Genomic DNA, 17,753 nt, shown 5'->3' on the forward strand with positions numbered 1-17,753 from the left:
TCAAATAGCTGGTCAATATCTCGATATTGTCTGCACTATTTTCCTTGTTTGTCTGCGATTTATTTCATTTTTATCCCCATTTTTAAAATAGGGACACGCCCTAGAAAGCGATTTTTATTATTGCTCTCCAACAAAAAACGCCTTTATGACAAGGCGTTTTTTTATAAGTGCAGTGAGCTTGGTTTAAAATTATTTGGTCAAAATCAATCGGTTGTTACGAGTCAGACGTAGTCGATACTCTTCGCCTTCATGCTCAATACGTACTTCTTTGGTCAGGGCAAATAGATGCTGCGACTGTAGCGTTGGCAGACGATTTTCACGGCAGTTTAGATAACGAGAGATAACCATACTCATGGTAAATTCCTTTTGATAAGAAGTGGCTTAATAAATTAGCTATGTCGTAATGAGCTTTAACGATAATAATTATCATTTAGATTGAAAGAATTTGCAAGGTAATTGATAAAATAAAATGCAGTCATTGTGTAAACTTATATGAGGCTGGCGTCACAAACTGCCACAAAACGCCAATGCTTGAATTTTTACCTATATAAAAATATTGAGAGACTGGCTGGAATGATATGAAATCCATGCAGGCTCATCAGAATATATAAGCAAACAATTAGAAAGCCGCCAAAACAGACTTAACAGTAGGGGACAATGCTATGCCAAGTGAAACCAACAATCAGTCAAAAATTAAAGACATAATCATCGTTAATGTTGCGGTTGCCGTTATTCATTATGAAAACAAGTATTTGCTGGGGTTCCGAGATGCGGCTCAGCATCAGGGCAATCGCTATGAGTTTGTAGGCGGCAAGATAGAGGCTGATGAGTCAGCAAAGCAGGCATTGATTCGGGAGGTCGTTGAAGAAACAGGTATTAGTATTGCTCAAAATATTATCGTCAAGCTTGGGCGTTTGCATCACGACTATGGTGACAAGCAAGTGAGCTTGCAGGTGTATAAAATTGAGCTAACCGCACAGCAGTATGATCAGCACAAAGACTGTGAATATGGCCTAGAAGGGCAGGCAATGACTTGGGTTGATAAGTCTAAGTTACTAGCAGGAGAGTATCATCTGCCCGCTGCCAATAAAACTATTTTGGAGTGGCTGAAACTTCCTGCAAAAATAGCGATTACGTATCCACTTGCTCATTTTTCTGCCCAGCCAAATTCAGCAGCAGCATGGGTGTACTATTATCGAGAGCAGTTGGCACCAGAGTCTTGGGTTTATATCCGATTAAAAGCATCTGAGTCAGAATATATTGCCGAGCAGCTAATGGATGTGCGTCCAGATATCCTAGCGATTTTGCCGTACGACAATGATTGTCAGCACTCCAAAACGACAAGTACAGATGCAGTGGTAGAGGCAGAAACCAATCGTTCGATTGTCGCTAGACACCTGACGCATTCGGGACTAATGGAATGGTTCAATGTTACTCAAGATATTACAGACTCTGAGCAGTTGCTCTGTATCTCGAGTGAGCATCCACTGATAGTCAGCTGTCACGATATTGCCAGCATTCTTGCCGCTAATAAACTTGCGAGTGTGCGCATACAGCAGCAGTTGCCGCCAGTGATTGGCGCTTTTTTGTCTCCTGTACTTACAACTCAGACGCATCCTGATACGGTGCCACTTGGCTGGGAAGCGTGGTCAGCTTTGGCGCAGTTAGCTGACATGCCAGTCATTGGTCTGGGCGGCTTGGCCCCTGTCATGATTGACCAGACATTAGCGCACGGCGGTGTCAGTGTCGCAGGCATTCGTCAGTTCCACGAATAAAAAACCAGAAAATGAGTGCCTATTAAGCAGCAATATCATTCACTTGACTATGTTCGCTTATTAAAATAGGTAAGTATAAATAACTGATTTTTAAGTTATTTGTCCAATCAGTAACTATGTGATTATGATGTGTGCATACCAATGCATAAACACATAGTTATTTACAAACCGTTGCGTTTCCCTACATTGCACTACTGTTTTAATAGTCCAGCTGCCCTTAATATATATTGCATATCTAAAGCACATTGATTCTGATTTTTATCAGTGAACTGATTACTAACGCATTTATCAAATATCAAAAATTACAATAAAAAAGAGCGTTTGTAGCAGCAGAGTTTGGATCGATAATTAATTCTAAAACTTAGGCTCATTACAGAATCAATTCGGATAAATGATGCAGATAACGTATTTAAACAGTCACTATTAATAATGGTATCCCTATGAAAACCAATAAGTTACCTGATTCAGCATGGACTGACTCACGGGCAGCTGGTTCTCAATCTCAGCAGCCTATACAGTCAAACAGCTATAACAGTGGTCGTCATGCGCAACAGACAAAAAATGCTAGTAATGACGCAGATTATAGCCATAAAAAACTGAGCAATGAAAACCTGAACGGCGAATACTCGCACCATCTGGCAGACGACATGTCTTCGCAAGACAGCTATTTTGGATACAAAAGCGCCGACAAAAGCCTTACGAAGGCAAAAGAGTCCGCTATGAGTAACAGCAAGATCAATCAACATCTGAAAAATAGCGATAAAGAACAATTCAACATTGCTAATGGCTACAATCGATCAGCAACGCTGAATGAAGATGAGCCGCTAATCTCTGAGCTTGTAGACGACCAAGCAAGTAATTTGCAAGACAGCGCTAAGCAGATCCTCGATACATCATCAACCACTATCAACTCGTCATACAAAGACATACCGGAGCGTATATTTATGAATGGACTTATCAAGCATACAGGCATTGCGTTAGCGATTATCATACCGCTAGCGGCATTTTCAGCCTATGCTGCAACGCCACCCACTAATATGGCTACTGCCAGTAATATGCAAGATAATGCGATGAGCGAGAAGATTACGACCGATATGCTATCAGTTAAGCCAAGCGATATTATCTATAAGTCTGCAAGCATACCAACGACAGTGGATAGTGTCGATCTCAATGAGTATGCTGGGACATGGTATGAGATTGGTCGTCTACCGATGTATTTCCAGCGTAAATGCGCTGGTGATGTTACTGCCAACTATGCTCAGAAAGATGACGGTTCAGGAATCACGGTTACTAATAAGTGTGTGAGCGAGGATGGTTCAGGTATTGTTGCAGAAGGTTTGGCTAAGCCAGTCGATGAAAGCGGCAGTAAACTGAAAGTGACGTTCTTACCGAAGTGGATTCGCTGGATCCCAGTCGGCCGTGCTGATTATTGGGTATTAGCACGTGATGCAGATTATAAAACTGCGCTAGTAGGGACACCTGATAAAAAATACTTATGGCTATTAGCACGTTCACCAAATGTCAGTCAGGAAACGTATACTAAATATCGTCAGATTGCTCAGCAGCAAGGATATGATTTGAAAGAGTTTACGCTGACGTCGCAGAGCAATCAAACAGTGAATCTAGCACCATAATAGAGATAGTTAAAATTACTGCTTCAATTAAGTTCTATGGCAATTATCATTTAAACGACGTACTAGTAAGGCAGCATATATGGCTGCCTTTATTTTTATCCTTGTCTACATATGAGTCTGTATGTAACGACAAAACCTATAATGCACACTTGCTAATCGGTTATTACTGGCAAAATGAGGCATTTTAGGCTAAAATCTAGGCGATTTGAATACTCTGACGTCAAGAACTGATATTGATAGTGGTTGATTATCCTATTACAGTCACCACCTAGAGCATACAAGACCTATCTTATATATATCTCTTCATATTTTATCGATCATACATTACTGACCATAAGGATGTTTCTCGTGAGCAACGCTGATACCTTACGCCAATTACATCAAGACCACTTAAAAAACTACAACAATCAAGAGCAACAAGCCATTGAGCTTATGGGGCTATTGAGCAAGCTCTATAATGAGAAAGACGTACAAGTGACTTTGTTTGGCGAAACGCTAGACGCTACTTCGGTTGGTCAAATACTTGCGCTACATCAAAAAGCAGCATTACGCGACAACGATGCCAAAGCTATCGATATCGCTGATACTTTAGCGATGGTAAAAGTTATCTCAGAAAACGCTGATCTCCAAGCTACTCGTATCGATGTTGGTCAATTGATTGCTAATGATACTGATGTACAAGCAGCGCTACAATCTATCAACAACGCTGGTGCCGTGAATGGCGCAACAGACGTTGTACTGTACGGTTTTGGTCGTATCGGTCGTATTTTGACCCGTCTGCTATTGTCGCAAGCGTCAAGCGCAAAAGGCTTGCAGCTAAAAGCAATCGTTGTACGTCCAGCCGCTGCTGGTGACTTGGCTAAGCGTATCTCATTGCTTGAGCGCGACTCAATCCATGGTAGATTCTTAGGCGGCATCAGTATCGATGAAGATAATAACGGCATGATTGTTAATGGTCGTTTCGTACAAGTTATCTATGCCAAAGACCCAAGCGAAATCGATTATACTGCTTATGGTATCGACAATGCGCTAGTTATCGATAACACTGGTATTTGGAAAGACGAAGCGGGCCTTGGCAAGCATTTACAGTCTACTGGCGTGAAAAAAGTACTCCTAACAGCACCTGCTGGCGGCGATATCAAAAATGTCGTTTATGGTGTGAACAATGATACCGTTGGTGACGATACTATTGTTAGTGCTGCGAGCTGTACGACCAATGCCATTACACCGACGTTAAATGTATTAAATGATGAGTACGGTATTGTAAATGGTCATGTAGAAACCATCCACTCATTTACCAATGATCAGAACTTGGTTGATAACTATCATAAAGCAGACCGCCGTGGTCGTAGTGCGGTGATGAACATGGTTATCACCAGTACTGGCGCAGCAAAAGCCGTTGGTAAAGCATTGCCAGAACTAAACGGTAAGCTAACGGGTAACGCTATCCGTGTACCGACACCAAATGTTAGCCTAGCCATCTTGAACTTGAATCTAAAGACAGCACCAGCAAGTGCTGATGCGTTGAATGAATTCTTGCGTAAGATTGCTAACAGCAGCACGTGGCAGTCGCAAATTGCTTATACCGATTCTACAGAAGCCGTATCTACTGATTTTGTTGGTACGACCCATGTTGGTATCGTTGATGCTCAAGCGACTATTCTCACTGACAACCAAGCTATCGTCTATGTTTGGTATGATAATGAAGTCGGCTATAGTACTCAGGTGTTGCGTTTGGCGACGCAGATGGCAGGAATCAGTTATACTCAGATTCCAGCATAGATCACTAAATGCAGTAGCGCAATAACGTTATACTAAGCCTCTTAAAGCATGATCACTTTAAAGGTTATGCTGCAATAAACTCTACTTTGCGTAGCTTGGTATCACTTTAACTGTCATACTTAAACACCCGATAGTCCGATTGATTATCGGGTGTTATTGTCATCATGGGCACTAAGTAAACTTACTATTTATACGGTGTTCATTTTGGCGCAACAACATAGCAAAACCCCGAAATACAACCGTTAGTTGTAACCAGTTTATAGACTGGATTGTGAATTAAGGAACGTAAGATGCGATTTATTGATGAAGCCGTCGTAACGGTAAAAGCAGGTGACGGTGGTAACGGAATCGCCAGTTTTCGCCGAGAGAAATATGTCCCACGTGGTGGACCTGATGGTGGCGATGGCGGTAAGGGCGGTGACGTCTATGTCATTGCAGAGGACAACACCAACACTCTAGTTGACTATCGCTATACTCGTCGTCATGACGCTATGCGAGCCGAGAATGGTCACAGCAGAAACTGCTCAGGCAAGGGCTCTGATGATCTTTATTTACCAGTACCAGTTGGTACGACGGTCGTTGATACCGAAACCGACGAAGTATTGGGTGATTTGATTGAGGTCGGTCAGACACTACTGATTGCCAAAGGTGGTGATGGTGGTCTGGGTAATACCCATTTCAAAAGCTCGACCAACCAAGCACCGCGTAAAGCCACGTCTGGTTTTGAGGGTGAGTTAAAAGTTCTTAAGTTTGAGCTGAAAGTTGTGGCTGATGTTGGTTTGATCGGTTTGCCTAATGCTGGTAAATCGACCTTTATCCGTCAAGTCTCGGCTGCTAGACCAAAAGTGGCTGATTATCCATTTACTACTTTAGTCCCAAACTTGGGTGTGGTGGATATTGGTCGCCATCGTTCGTTCGTGATGGCAGATATTCCCGGTCTTATCGAAGGCGCATCAGAAGGCGCAGGACTTGGTATTCGCTTTTTAAAACATGTTGCGCGTACGCGTCGTCTGCTACACTTAGTTGATGTTAAGCCTGTCGATGGTAGTGACCCGGTCGAAAACGCCCGCGTCATCTTAAATGAGCTTGAGCGTTTTTCGCCTGAATTGGCCAACTTGCCGCAGATCTTGGTATTGAACAAAATCGATCAGGTCAATGATGAAGACTTGAACGCGCTTTGTACACATATCGTCGCAGAGCTTGGCTGGACAGGTATGGTCTTCCGTACAGCAACTCTGACCGGTGAAGGCGTTGACGCAGTAAAATATCATTTAATGAATGATATTGAGCTTGAGCGTGAGCGTGAAATAGAAGATCCTATATTCGCTGAAGCACAAAAAGAACGTTTTGAGCGTTTAGAAGCCGAAGTGCGTCTAAATACTGAAGCACAGCGTGAAGCGTATCGTGCAGCTCGTAAAGCGGCGCGTGAAGGCTTAGATTTGTCCGATTTGGATGATGATGACGACGGTGTTGAGGTAATGTACGTTCCTTAAGCTAGTATGCTTAAGTGGTTATACTTGAATTGTGAATTTAATCCCTACAATCAATTGATATGAAAAAAGGAGTTTATATGGCAGATGGCATAGCAAACACGACTGAAGAAGCAAGATTTGTTAAACAATCTCGCAACTTTGATATTCAACGCGTTATTGTCAAGATTGGCTCATCATTATTGACAAATAATGGTCGAGGGTTGGATCGTACTGCCATATATGAGTGGGCAAAGCAGATTGCTAAGCTGCACAAAAAAGGTATTGAAGTGCTGCTGGTATCGTCAGGTGCCGTTGCTGAAGGTGTGGTACGTATGGACCTTGAGGAACGCCCTAAAAAATTGGCAGCATTACAAGCCTGCGCTTCTATTGGTCAAATGGGGCTGATTGAAACATGGTGGTCAGCATTGATTCAACATGGTATTCAAAGCTCACAGCTTCTATTGACTCATGATGACTTGTCTAATCGTAGCCGTTATCTCAATACCACAGGCGCGCTAACGCAACTATTAGAATGGCGTGTACTACCGGTTATTAACGAAAATGACACCATTACCATTGATGAGATTAAGTTTGGCGATAATGATACGTTGGGTGCGATGGCAGCCGCGATGGTTAATGCAGATTTGTACATTATCTTGACCGATCAAGAAGGTGTGTTCACTGATAACCCACGTGACAATCCTGATGCTAAGATGATTCGTCAAGAACGTGCCATGGCTGATTATTTATTTGATATCGCAGGTGACGGTGGCAAGCTTGGACGCGGTGGTATGTTAACCAAGATCCGTGCTGGTCGTCTTGCCGCGATGGGTGGTTGCCCAACCGTTATTGTGAGCGGTGCTATCGATGATGTGATCACTCGTGTTGTCTCAGGTGAGGCAGTCGGTACATTACTGACGACTAATGAAGAAGATAAAATCATTGCTCGGAAACAATGGCTTGCCGCGCATTTGCGTATGTCAGGTAGCTTGGTCGTTGATGCAGGTGCCGCAAAAGCATTGACTGAACATAACAGAAGTTTGTTACCCGTAGGCGTTGTAGAAGTTCGTGGCGGCTTTGATGAAGGTGATGTGGTAGAAATTGTTCATCAAGATACAGGTGAGCGTATAGCTGTTGGGCAGGTGAATTTCTCATCACATGAGGCGCACCGTGTTGCCCGTGAACGTACAGAGAAGTTTGACAAAATATTCGGTAGTAACGAAGACCGTGTGGTGATGGTGCATCGTGATAATCTTGCAATAACCGTATAACGTATTCATGATGTAGCACAGCTGTTACTTTTATAGCTTATCTATGATTTTAGATAAGCTGTAAAGCTATTGAGATTTGCTTCAAGCTTAAGCAAGGCTGTTTATACCTTACAAATATTTATTATTATTTTATTCAACCTATTTTATCCAGTACAGTATCCATCAATAAATATGGATACTGTGTTGTTTTGGAGATTTGTACATGAGTGCTTCAGACAAGAGTGACTCGATTCAGCAGCAATTTGCACCGCTAAAAAATGACAGGCTGCTACGTGCATTACGCTTTGAGCCCATCGATACCACGCCAGTTTGGATGATGCGCCAAGCTGGTCGTTACCTACCAGAGTACAAAGCCACTCGTGCTGAAGCCGGCGACTTTATGAGCCTGTGCCAAGATACAGATCGTGCTACTGAAGTGACGCTCCAACCATTACGTCGTTATGACTTAGATGCCGCTATTTTGTTTAGTGATATCTTGACCATTCCTGATGCCATGGGCTTGGGTTTGTATTTTGAGACTGGCGAAGGCCCTAAGTTTAAGCATCCGATTCGCGAACAGGCTGATCTTGATAGATTGCCAGTACTTGAGCCTAATGATTCTCTTGACTATGTGATGCGCGCTGTGACTAGCATTCGCAAAGCGCTCAATGGTCAAGTGCCTTTATTTGGGTTCTCTGGTAGTCCATGGACGCTTGCTACATATATGATAGAAGGCGGTAGTTCAAAGGATTATCGTTATACCAAAGGCTTTTTGTATAGCAATCCTGATTTTTTACATCAGCTATTAGACAAGCTTGCGACTTCGGTCATTGACTATCTTGATGCACAAATCGTTGCTGGTGCTCAGATCGTACAAATATTTGACAGTTGGGGCGGGGCACTTGGTCATCGTCAATTTATCGAGTTTTCGCACAATTACAACAAGCGTATCGTGGCTGAATTAAAGCAACGCCATCCACAAGTACCAGTGGTATTGTTTACCAAAGGTGGCGGATTATGGCTTGATATTCAGGCTGATAGCGAAGCTGACGCTTTAGGTCTAGATTGGACGATGCCGCTTGACCGCGCGCGTCAAGTACTGACTGAGAGCCAGCGTGAATTGACCAAAAAGCATAAGAAGCTACAAAGCAGCAAAGCCATTCAAGGCAATTTAGATCCGGCAACGTTATACGGATCACCTGCCACCATCCGATCTGAAGTGAATGCGATGCTTGATCGCGCTTATGCTAATGGCGAAAAAACTGGCTACATTGCAAACTTAGGTCATGGTATTACCCAGTGGGTGAATCCTGACAATGCCAAAGTATTTGTCGATGCGGTACATGACTACAAGATCTAAACGCTAAGGCATTCAAAGCCATAGTATTCATAGACAGTAGGATTAACAGACTGGTTTTATGTCTATATGGCTATGGCTTTGCGAGCCAGATAAAAATGTAGAATTTATTAGATATAATGAGTGCTTACTAAGAATAAGGGATAATTTATGATTTCAGCAGCGATTGTTGGTGGTACAGGTTACACAGGTATTGAGCTTATTCGCTTACTATCTGCTCATCCTGAAGTGTCTATTGATTTGCTAACCTCGCGTAGCGAAGCTGGCACTCGCGCTGATGAAATATTCCCAAGCTTACGCGGTATCTCAGATATCGTCTTTAGTGACTTAGGTGATAATACGCTTGCGGCATTGCAAAAATGTGATGTTGTGTTTTTTGCGACGCCGCATGGTGTTGCGATGAAGCAAGCAGAGGAGCTGACCCAAGCTGGCGTAAAAGTCATCGATTTGGCGGCTGATTTTCGCTTACAGTCATTGACGGAATTCGAGCACTGGTACAAACAGTCTCATGCTTGTCCTGAGCTATTAAAGACAGCGGTTTACGGTTTGCCTGAAATCAATCGTGATAAGCTTGCCAGCGCTTTATTGGTCGGTAACCCTGGCTGCTATCCGACTACTGCGATTTTGGGTTTAAAACCTGTCATCGAAGCACAAAATGAGCAAGCAGAAAGACTAGTCGAGTCTCGTATTGTCATCGATGCCAAATCTGGTGTATCAGGAGCTGGTCGTCAAGCATCACTGGCACTTAATTATGCGGAAACGTCGGATAATTTTAAAGCCTATAGTGTAGAAGGTCATCGCCACTTGCCTGAGATTGAGCAGGGTGTGGCGCAGTTACTACACAGTCAGTTTACACATCGCATTCGCTTCTTACCGCACTTAGTGCCTATGATACGTGGTATGCTGAGCTCGATTCATATGGAGCTGACTGACGCAGGTGTGGCTATCGATTGGCAGCAAGTGTTTGAAGACAGCTATGCATCAGAAGGGTTTGTTGATGTCATGCCAAAAGGTATCTATCCGGACACGCGCAGTGTGCGTGCTAGTAATCGTCTACGTATCGCGGTGCATCAGGATAATGAGCGCACTGAGCTAACGGTTATTGTAGTGCAAGATAATTTAGTAAAAGGTGCCGCAGGGCAGGCTGTCCAAAATATGAATGTGATGTTTGGATTTGATGAATCGATGGGACTCAATTTTGCACCTATCGTACCTTAATGCTGGCTTTTTTGCCGCTAAGTCATTCATATTTATGGTACTAGGTATTGATTATAAATTCCGCTATAATAACTTGCCTTTACTCTTAAGAGATACCATCTAAATGCGTGTTAAGCTTGAACGACGCTTTTTTTTAAAGTCATCACGTCTATCGTGTCAAGATTCTGTTCTATATGATTTGGCGTGCAAAACGCATTCCGATAAAAATAGTAATGGCTTTATGAGTGATATCGGTAGCACTCAACGAGGCGCGTCTACATTAGTATTGGCTTTATTTGTAGTAGTGATATTAGTGACAGCCGTAGCTGGATTGCTATTCGGACATAAGCTGGGCTATCAGCGCGGTTTTCATTCGATGGAAACGCAAGCTCAGCAAGCAATTATCGATGGTACAGAAGCGACAAAAGCGCTAGAAGATTTGCGTCTTAGTAATAAAATTGCGACCAATCAAGCCGCGACAGCCAAGCAAGAGCTGGCCATAAGTCTTGCAAACCTAAAAGAGCTGCGTGAAAACCAGCAATCATTGACAGTAGAAAACAAGCAACTCTCACAGCTTAATGAGATATATGCGGATGTGATTACTGAAAAGGGTGGCATGCCGCTTCAAGTACTGGGTGCTAAAATTGAGCCGCTGCCCGAAAATGCTTTTGAGTATGGTTTTGATATTGGTATGCTGAGTAGCGACGGTCAAGCCAAACGACTCCAGCCAACCTTGACGTTACTCAATAATGATGACCTTGTAGAAGTGCCTTTAGATCCTACAAGCTATGCGATCGAAGGTATTGTTCGTATCCGCGGTCGTTTTATGATGCCCTCAGGTTTTAAACCTTTACAAGCAAAACTAAGCTTGCAAGCAGGTGGTCAAACAGTAGAGCAGTTGTACGATTGGAAGCTCGGTCATAAGGTTGATAACATGCTACCATCACTTTTAGACTTGCCAGAAGTCGATGAAAGCCCGATTGTTCCCTAGTAAATACAAGTATTAATAAATACCTAACAGCGATGATGTAGTTAAAAACAAAGCACCTTGGCTATATATAGTCATAGTGCTTAATGTTTCATCGCCTGCCTAGCTAACCTCTCTTATTCCAAACTTACCTTATAATTATACTTTGATTATGATGAAAAAAATGATATTACAAGCTACGCCAACGGTTGCTGATTGGCACTTTCCAAATATGCCTGCCCATCGCGCACAGGACGGTGACACAGAAGGTGAAACGTCACCGCAAGCAGATGTGCTGGTTGCTGAGCCAGAAATTGCTAAACCGCCTATGTATGCGGTGGTTATGTATAATGACAATTACACGCCAATGGAGTTTGTCGTCTATATTTTGCAGTCAGAGTTCCGCCATAGTATGGACTCTGCGGTAGAAATTATGCTGACTATTCACAATAGTAGCAAAGGTATTGCTGGTATTTATCCCAAGGATATCGCTGAGACCAAGGCTAAAAAAGTAAATAGTCTGGCACATCGTGAGGGCTATCCACTATTGACCCAAATCGAGCCACATCAAGGCGAGTAAAAAGAGAGTAAGACACCATATCTTGTTATCACATCAGCTCTCACTGCCATACCTAATCGTTTTTTGTTCTCATCCAGTTGCTGTAGTAGCTCACTCTTACAGTGAGCTAAGCCATCTCTTTTTACAGCCTCGCTTTATATACCTATCTATATTTTATCAAGCATGTCAGCAAGTATATCGCTCTTATAGTATTGATTTTATTATAATATATCCTTATATACTAACTAGACTTCTCAATAATTTTTGCAACCTTTCGATCACTTGTTACTAATACCTTCGATCATCTACTTACCTTTTATCCACATTAGTTCTTTAAGCTTTAATCGTTGCTCCCATATCCTTCGTGATGTGATCGTAGTATGCTTTGATACACTTTAGTCTGCGTTAATAGATTGACTCTGTCGAAGTATCGTGTTGATATAAAGAGAAGCGACTATGAATTATCACAATCACTGCTAATTGATAGATGGATTACAGCATTCGCCAAACAGTCTATGGTCCAAATGATATATCCATGATTTTTAATTATACGAATTTTACCCTTGAACAATCCATCTATTGCCCTGATTTACTTACTAACTCATTCATAAAACTATCAATTATAAAGATAGATATAACCGTAGGAAGTTGTTATGTTAAGTCGTCATCTTGAAGTTTCTCTACGTTTAGCAATGACGCTTGCGCGCCAAAAATCGCATGAGTATCTTACTGTTGAACATTTATTATTGGCGCTATTAGAAAATACCCACGCTACCAATACCCTGACTGCCTGTAATGCCAATGTGTCGGCACTGCGGTCTGAGCTTGAAGCGTATATCAATAAGCACACGCCAACCGTCGATGTAAATACGGAGCAGTCACCGCAGCCAACGCAAAGCTTTGATCGTATCTTACAACGCGCTATTTTTCATGTGCAGTCTATAGGTGGTGGTCGACTGGTAGAAGGCTCTGATATTTTAGTCTCTATGTTTTCAGAGCATGATACTTACGCGGTTTATCTGCTCAAAAAACAGGGTATTAGCCGTCTTGAGCTGACCCAATATTTATCGCATGGTCAGGATAAAGAAGAGCCATCTGAGCAGCGCGCCTCTATGACTGGCGAACGCCGCAGTGCGTCTGAAAAAACCAGTAAAGATCCACTGGTTGAGTTTGCAACCAATCTAAACCAACGTGCTGCTGAAGGCAAAACAGACCCATTGATTGGACGCGCTTCTGAAATTGAACGTGCCGCTCAGGTTTTATGCCGCCGCCGCAAAAACAATCCATTGTTAGTAGGTGAGCCTGGCGTTGGTAAAACCTCTATCGCTGAAGGTCTGGCGTGGTTGATTATCAATGACAAAGCACCAAAACCTCTTAATGGTTGCGTGATTTATAGCCTTGATATTGGCTCATTGATTGCGGGAACTAAGTATCGCGGTGACTTTGAAAAACGCATGAAGTCATTGCTTGATGCGCTGAAGAAAAAGCCAAATGCTATTCTTTTTATCGATGAGATTCATATGATCATTGGCGCAGGCTCGTCAATGAGTAGCAATATGGACGTATCGAACTTGATCAAGCCAGCGCTTGCTAACGGTGAGTTACGTTGCATTGGTTCAACGACCTTTACTGAGTACCGTCAAGTATTTGAAAAAGATCATGCGCTATCACGTCGTTTCCAAAAAATCGATGTGAAAGAACCAAGTGTAGACGATACTATCGATATTTTACGTGGTCTCAAACCTCGCTATGAGGAATTCCACAATGTTGAATATACAGATGAAGCGTTAGTCACGGCAGTACAATTATCAGCCAAGCACATACATGAGCGTTTTTTACCTGATAAAGCCATTGATGTGATTGATGAAGCAGGTGCATATAAGCGTTTAGGCGTCGTTCCTGATGTCGATGATATTGAAGCTGAGGAAAGTTTTATTGCGGATTTAGAGCAAGACTTTGATGCACAGATTGATGCTGATGTCGAAGATATCGATAGCGACGCAGACAATGATAATGAGATGCAGGACGAAGCAAAAACTGCTAAAGCAAACGATCGTGCCAAGTCTACTGATGGTGCAAAAGCTTTTAAAGCGCAAAAACCACCGATGAAAATCGATGTGGCGGATATCGAAGCTATCATTGCTAAATTGGCGCGTATTCCACCAAAATCTGTATCGAGTGATGACAAGAGTATTCTGGAGCACTTGGACCGTGATCTTAAACACCTAGTGTTTGGTCAAGATGAAGCGATCGCGACGCTTGCCGATGCGATAAAACTGTCTCGTGCAGGATTGAAAGCACCGGACAAACCAATTGGTTCGTTTATGTTTGCAGGTCCAACAGGTGTGGGTAAGACGGAGGTCTCTCGTCAGCTGGCCAATCTATTAGGTGTAGAGCTAGTACGCTTTGATATGTCAGAGTATATGGAAGCCCATACCGCATCACGTCTAATTGGTGCGCCTCCAGGCTATGTTGGTTATGATCAAGGTGGTTTGCTCACTGAAAAAATCAATCAACATCCGCATTGCGTATTATTGCTCGATGAGATCGAAAAAGCGCATCCTGATGTCTTCAACTTGCTATTGCAGGTGATGGATCACGGCACGTTGACGGATAACAATGGTCGTGTCGCTATCTTTAAGCAAGTCATTATTATTATGACGACGAACGTTGGTGCGGATAGTATCAGTCGCTCCTCTATGGGCTTTACTCAGCAAGATCATAGCCGTGATAATACCGAGTCGCTTAAGCGAGTCTTTACGCCAGAGTTCCGTAATCGTCTAGACGCAATTATCCAGTTCAATCCACTAGATACCTCAGTGGTTGTGTCAGTTGTCGACAAGTTCTTGGTTGAGTTGCAAGTACAACTTGATGATAAGCAAGTGACGTTAGAGATTGATGATGACGTACGTGATTATCTGGCTGATAAAGGATACGATCGCCTCATGGGTGCACGTCCAATGCAGCGCTTGATTCAAGATGAGATCAAAAAGCCACTGGCAAGTATGATTTTGTTCGGTGATTTGGTAAATGGTGGCGTCGTTCATTTGACTTTAGCCCCTAAAGCCGACGAGACGCAAGATACTGATACAGTGAAGTTAGATAAATCTTCGCAAAAAGGTTCACCGGATAGTCGGATTGTTTTGACTGTGGTCGAAACTCATGAGCCACGTTCAGACTCTGAGTCAGTGGCTAGCTAAAACATTTAGTTTGAATATAAGAGTAACGGCTGCCGTAAGATTACGGTAGCCGTTTTTTTGTTGCTATAATTCATCAACAAAGCTCATACGGTTTTTTGTTACTATTAGCTTTTAGAATAAGCCAATCACTGAGCATTCATTTCATAACAAATATAAAAGGATATACCATGGAGCTGTTTGACGAGCCGACAACCAAAACACCAGAGCAAAAGAAGGCCATTTTAGACAACGTCCGTCTGCCAGCAGATTGGAAGGCGGCATTAGCAGATGAGTTAACGTCCGAAAATATGGACAATCTACGCGCATTTTTAAAAGAAGCCTATCAGTCAGGGGATAGCATTTATCCACCCGCGCCATTGATGTTCAATGCACTTAATCTCACGCCTTTATCACAAGTTAAAGTGGTGATTTTAGGTCAGGACCCTTATCATGGGCCAGGGCAGGCCATGGGACTGTCATTCTCTGTTCCTAAAGCGATTCCTAAGCCGCCATCATTAAACAACTTGCTCAAGGAAATGGCAGATGATATCGGCATCGCCCCCTCAAAGCATGGTGACCTGACTTACTGGGCGCAGCAAGGTGTTTTGCTACTAAATAGCTCATTAACGGTCAAAGAAGGTGAGCCAAATAGTCATCAAAATAAAGGCTGGGAGCAGTTTACCGATGCAGTCATTGACGCGGTCAACGAGCAGACAAAGCATACTGTGTTTATTTTGTGGGGCAGTAAAGCGCAAAAGAAAGGTAAGTATATCGATACCGACAAACATCTGATTTTGACCGCCGTGCATCCTTCGCCGTTGGCTGCCAACCGCGGTGGCTTCTTTGGGACAAAGCCATTTTCTAAAACAAATGACTACTTGGTGCAATATGGCCAAACACCCATTGACTGGCAGCTACCGCAATAAATGCTAAATATTATGAATAGAAGTTTAGCATCTTATTTTTTAGCGCCGAGCGAACTTGAGGGTATACCATTTGCATCTCTTATGTTTTGGACACTGCAAGATGGTAAATGGATGCAAGAAGCGCTTAGACTAGCAAGCCAAGGCGCTAAGCTCGGTGAAGTGCCAGTAGGTGCTATATTGGTGCATGATCAGCAGATCATTGGTCAGGGGTTCAATCAACCGATTGGCTGCCATGATGCGACGGCACATGCTGAGATAGTTGCGTTGAGAGATGCCTGTCAGCGTCTACAAAATTATCGACTGCCACTACAGACAACTTTGTATGTGACACTAGAGCCTTGTACGATGTGTATTGGCGCGCTCATTCACGCACGTGTTAATAGGCTAGTGTATGCGGCGAGTGAGCCGCGCGCTGGCATGGTAGGCAGCCAGATGGACTTATCAATACAGCCTTTTTATAATCACAATATCCAAGTTCATAGAGGGTTGTGCGGCGAGCATAGTAGTCAATTGCTAAAGACGTTCTTTCGTGAGCGTAGGCGATTAGCGAAACAGAATAAAAACAGCGTTTAATCCAAGATGATTAATAAGTAAGATATCAGTCTGGGCGCTAGTGATAGCGATGATTTTTTGCTATAATATCGCCCTATTTGCTAGCGAATTTTTTAGCCTGCTATCAAGCATTTGATATACCAGTAAATATTGCTTCATTGCTACTGCATGACAGCTATATCAGTAATAACTATTATTGAGTAAGTATTATGACCGTCTCCGTATCTGATAACGATCTACTCAATAAAAACGATAGTGAAGAGCATTTAGCACGCTATCCGGTTATCTGTATCGATGGGCCTAGTGGCGCTGGTAAAGGTACGGTCACATGGCGCTTAGCTCAAGTATTGGGCTATCAGCTATTAGACTCTGGGGCGCTATATAGAATCGTAGGACTTAAAGCATTCGAAGCTGGATTGATTACATCAGATGCCAGCCAACCAATCAATGAGTCGGCAGTGTTAGCATTGACGAAAAGTTTGGAGATAGCCTTTGTACCAAATAATGATTCTGGGCGCGTAGATATCATTGTGAATGGACAAGCGGTAGGTGATCAGGTACGCAACGAGACAGTAGGCGGCTATGCGTCACAAATCGCAGTATTTCCAAAAGTTCGTGAGGCTTTGCTTACGTTACAAAAGGATATGGCGACACGTTCAGGACTCGTCGCTGATGGTCGCGATATGGGGACGGTTGTGTTCCCGGATGCGGATGTTAAGGTATATCTGACCGCTAGTGCTGAAGCACGTGCTGAACGCCGCGTAACTCAACTAGTTAATGCTGGGCAAACGGCAGATTTTGACGCGATTTTGGCGACGATTAAAGAACGTGACGATCGTGATGAGAACCGTAGCACCGCACCATCAAAACCTGCAGCAGATGCTTTGTTACTTGATAGCTCATCGCTCGATGCTGATGCGGTTTACGAACAAGTAAAAAGACATTGCCAAGATCAAGGGCTGTTTTTTAATAGTTAATAAAAACAACATATTAAGTACTAAAAAATTTCCTATAGTCCCTGTTTTTAATGTAGAATTATACAGTTGGAAGTTAGTATTTTTTAACGATTAATCATTTATTAGATTCAGTTGATAAAATAAAAG

14 protein-coding genes are annotated in these 17,753 nt (G+C 42.9%); 13 read left to right on the forward strand and 1 reads right to left on the reverse strand.

The genetic code is table 11. The features are described 5' to 3' along the window. Nucleotides 1-189: 189 nt before the first annotated feature. Nucleotides 190-354, reverse strand: a complete 165-nt coding sequence (locus I3255_RS04310; RefSeq protein WP_010200173.1) for a hemin uptake protein HemP — start codon at nucleotides 352-354, stop codon at nucleotides 190-192. A 308-nt stretch (nucleotides 355-662) separates the two neighbouring features. On the opposite strand from I3255_RS04310, the gene I3255_RS04315 reads away from it, so the two are divergent. From I3255_RS04315 to cmk, 13 genes are all read left to right on the forward strand, one after another. Further along, nucleotides 663-1,775 carry an NUDIX domain-containing protein gene (locus tag I3255_RS04315; RefSeq protein WP_238037247.1) on the forward strand — a complete coding sequence of 371 codons (1,113 nt, stop codon included), beginning with the start codon at nucleotides 663-665 and terminating at the stop codon, nucleotides 1,773-1,775. Between the two features lie 440 nt (nucleotides 1,776-2,215). Continuing rightward, entirely contained in the window at nucleotides 2,216-3,409 is a 1,194-nt protein-coding gene (locus I3255_RS04320; protein WP_238037250.1) for a lipocalin family protein, read from the forward strand. Between the two features lie 339 nt (nucleotides 3,410-3,748). Beyond that, the gene (locus I3255_RS04325) at nucleotides 3,749-5,191 is read left to right on the forward strand and encodes a glyceraldehyde-3-phosphate dehydrogenase (protein WP_238037253.1); all 1,443 of its coding nucleotides are present in this window, start codon (nucleotides 3,749-3,751) and stop codon (nucleotides 5,189-5,191) included. Nucleotides 5,192-5,481: 290 nt separating this feature from the next. Next, on the forward strand, nucleotides 5,482-6,684 hold the full coding sequence (gene cgtA, locus I3255_RS04330; RefSeq protein WP_238037256.1) for an Obg family GTPase CgtA: 1,203 nt from the start codon (nucleotides 5,482-5,484) through the stop codon (nucleotides 6,682-6,684). A 77-nt stretch (nucleotides 6,685-6,761) separates the two neighbouring features. After that, nucleotides 6,762-7,934 carry a glutamate 5-kinase gene (gene proB / locus I3255_RS04335; RefSeq protein ID WP_238037260.1) on the forward strand — a complete coding sequence of 391 codons (1,173 nt, stop codon included), beginning with the start codon at nucleotides 6,762-6,764 and terminating at the stop codon, nucleotides 7,932-7,934. A 202-nt stretch (nucleotides 7,935-8,136) separates the two neighbouring features. Next, the gene (hemE, locus tag I3255_RS04340) at nucleotides 8,137-9,273 is read left to right on the forward strand and encodes a uroporphyrinogen decarboxylase (RefSeq protein ID WP_238037263.1); all 1,137 of its coding nucleotides are present in this window, start codon (nucleotides 8,137-8,139) and stop codon (nucleotides 9,271-9,273) included. Nucleotides 9,274-9,420: 147 nt separating this feature from the next. Further along, nucleotides 9,421-10,488, forward strand: coding sequence for an N-acetyl-gamma-glutamyl-phosphate reductase (gene argC / locus I3255_RS04345; protein WP_238037266.1), 1,068 nt, complete (start codon nucleotides 9,421-9,423; stop codon nucleotides 10,486-10,488). A gap of 220 nt (nucleotides 10,489-10,708) precedes the next feature. Further along, complete coding sequence (locus I3255_RS04350) at nucleotides 10,709-11,458, forward strand: hypothetical protein (protein WP_238037269.1); 750 nt, start codon at nucleotides 10,709-10,711, stop codon at nucleotides 11,456-11,458. 160 nt (nucleotides 11,459-11,618) lie between these two features. After that, entirely contained in the window at nucleotides 11,619-12,014 is a 396-nt protein-coding gene (locus I3255_RS04355; protein ID WP_083328960.1) for an ATP-dependent Clp protease adaptor ClpS, read from the forward strand. Between the two features lie 632 nt (nucleotides 12,015-12,646). Continuing rightward, a complete protein-coding gene (gene clpA / locus I3255_RS04360) occupies nucleotides 12,647-15,193 on the forward strand; it encodes an ATP-dependent Clp protease ATP-binding subunit ClpA (protein ID WP_238037273.1) in 2,547 nt (848 codons plus the stop codon). 167 nt (nucleotides 15,194-15,360) lie between these two features. Then, a complete protein-coding gene (locus tag I3255_RS04365) occupies nucleotides 15,361-16,098 on the forward strand; it encodes a uracil-DNA glycosylase (RefSeq protein WP_238037274.1) in 738 nt (245 codons plus the stop codon). 81 nt (nucleotides 16,099-16,179) lie between these two features. Next, nucleotides 16,180-16,671 carry a tRNA adenosine(34) deaminase TadA gene (gene tadA, locus I3255_RS04370; RefSeq protein ID WP_238037763.1) on the forward strand — a complete coding sequence of 164 codons (492 nt, stop codon included), beginning with the start codon at nucleotides 16,180-16,182 and terminating at the stop codon, nucleotides 16,669-16,671. A 188-nt stretch (nucleotides 16,672-16,859) separates the two neighbouring features. Then, entirely contained in the window at nucleotides 16,860-17,627 is a 768-nt protein-coding gene (gene cmk / locus I3255_RS04375) for a (d)CMP kinase (protein WP_238037277.1), read from the forward strand. The last annotated feature ends 126 nt before the right edge of the window (nucleotides 17,628-17,753 follow it).

This window comes from Psychrobacter sp. Ps6 (assembly GCF_022129235.1).
Lineage (GTDB): Bacteria > Pseudomonadota > Gammaproteobacteria > Pseudomonadales > Moraxellaceae > Psychrobacter.

Bases quoted from the DNA above. Each gene is read 5' to 3' on its own strand.
- I3255_RS04310 (WP_010200173.1), bottom strand. From the start codon at position 354: ATGAGTATGGTTATCTCTCGTTATCTAAACTGCCGTGAAAATCGTCTG.
- I3255_RS04315 (WP_238037247.1), top strand. From the start codon at position 663: ATGCCAAGTGAAACCAACAATCAGTCAAAAATTAAAGACATAATCATC.
- I3255_RS04320 (WP_238037250.1), top strand. From the start codon at position 2,216: ATGAAAACCAATAAGTTACCTGATTCAGCATGGACTGACTCACGGGCA.
- I3255_RS04325 (WP_238037253.1), top strand. From the start codon at position 3,749: ATGTTTCTCGTGAGCAACGCTGATACCTTACGCCAATTACATCAAGAC.
- cgtA (WP_238037256.1), top strand. From the start codon at position 5,482: ATGCGATTTATTGATGAAGCCGTCGTAACGGTAAAAGCAGGTGACGGT.
- proB (WP_238037260.1), top strand. From the start codon at position 6,762: ATGGCAGATGGCATAGCAAACACGACTGAAGAAGCAAGATTTGTTAAA.
- hemE (WP_238037263.1), top strand. From the start codon at position 8,137: ATGAGTGCTTCAGACAAGAGTGACTCGATTCAGCAGCAATTTGCACCG.
- argC (WP_238037266.1), top strand. From the start codon at position 9,421: ATGATTTCAGCAGCGATTGTTGGTGGTACAGGTTACACAGGTATTGAG.
- I3255_RS04350 (WP_238037269.1), top strand. From the start codon at position 10,709: ATGAGTGATATCGGTAGCACTCAACGAGGCGCGTCTACATTAGTATTG.
- I3255_RS04355 (WP_083328960.1), top strand. From the start codon at position 11,619: ATGATATTACAAGCTACGCCAACGGTTGCTGATTGGCACTTTCCAAAT.
- clpA (WP_238037273.1), top strand. From the start codon at position 12,647: ATGTTAAGTCGTCATCTTGAAGTTTCTCTACGTTTAGCAATGACGCTT.
- I3255_RS04365 (WP_238037274.1), top strand. From the start codon at position 15,361: ATGGAGCTGTTTGACGAGCCGACAACCAAAACACCAGAGCAAAAGAAG.
- tadA (WP_238037763.1), top strand. From the start codon at position 16,180: ATGTTTTGGACACTGCAAGATGGTAAATGGATGCAAGAAGCGCTTAGA.
- cmk (WP_238037277.1), top strand. From the start codon at position 16,860: ATGACCGTCTCCGTATCTGATAACGATCTACTCAATAAAAACGATAGT.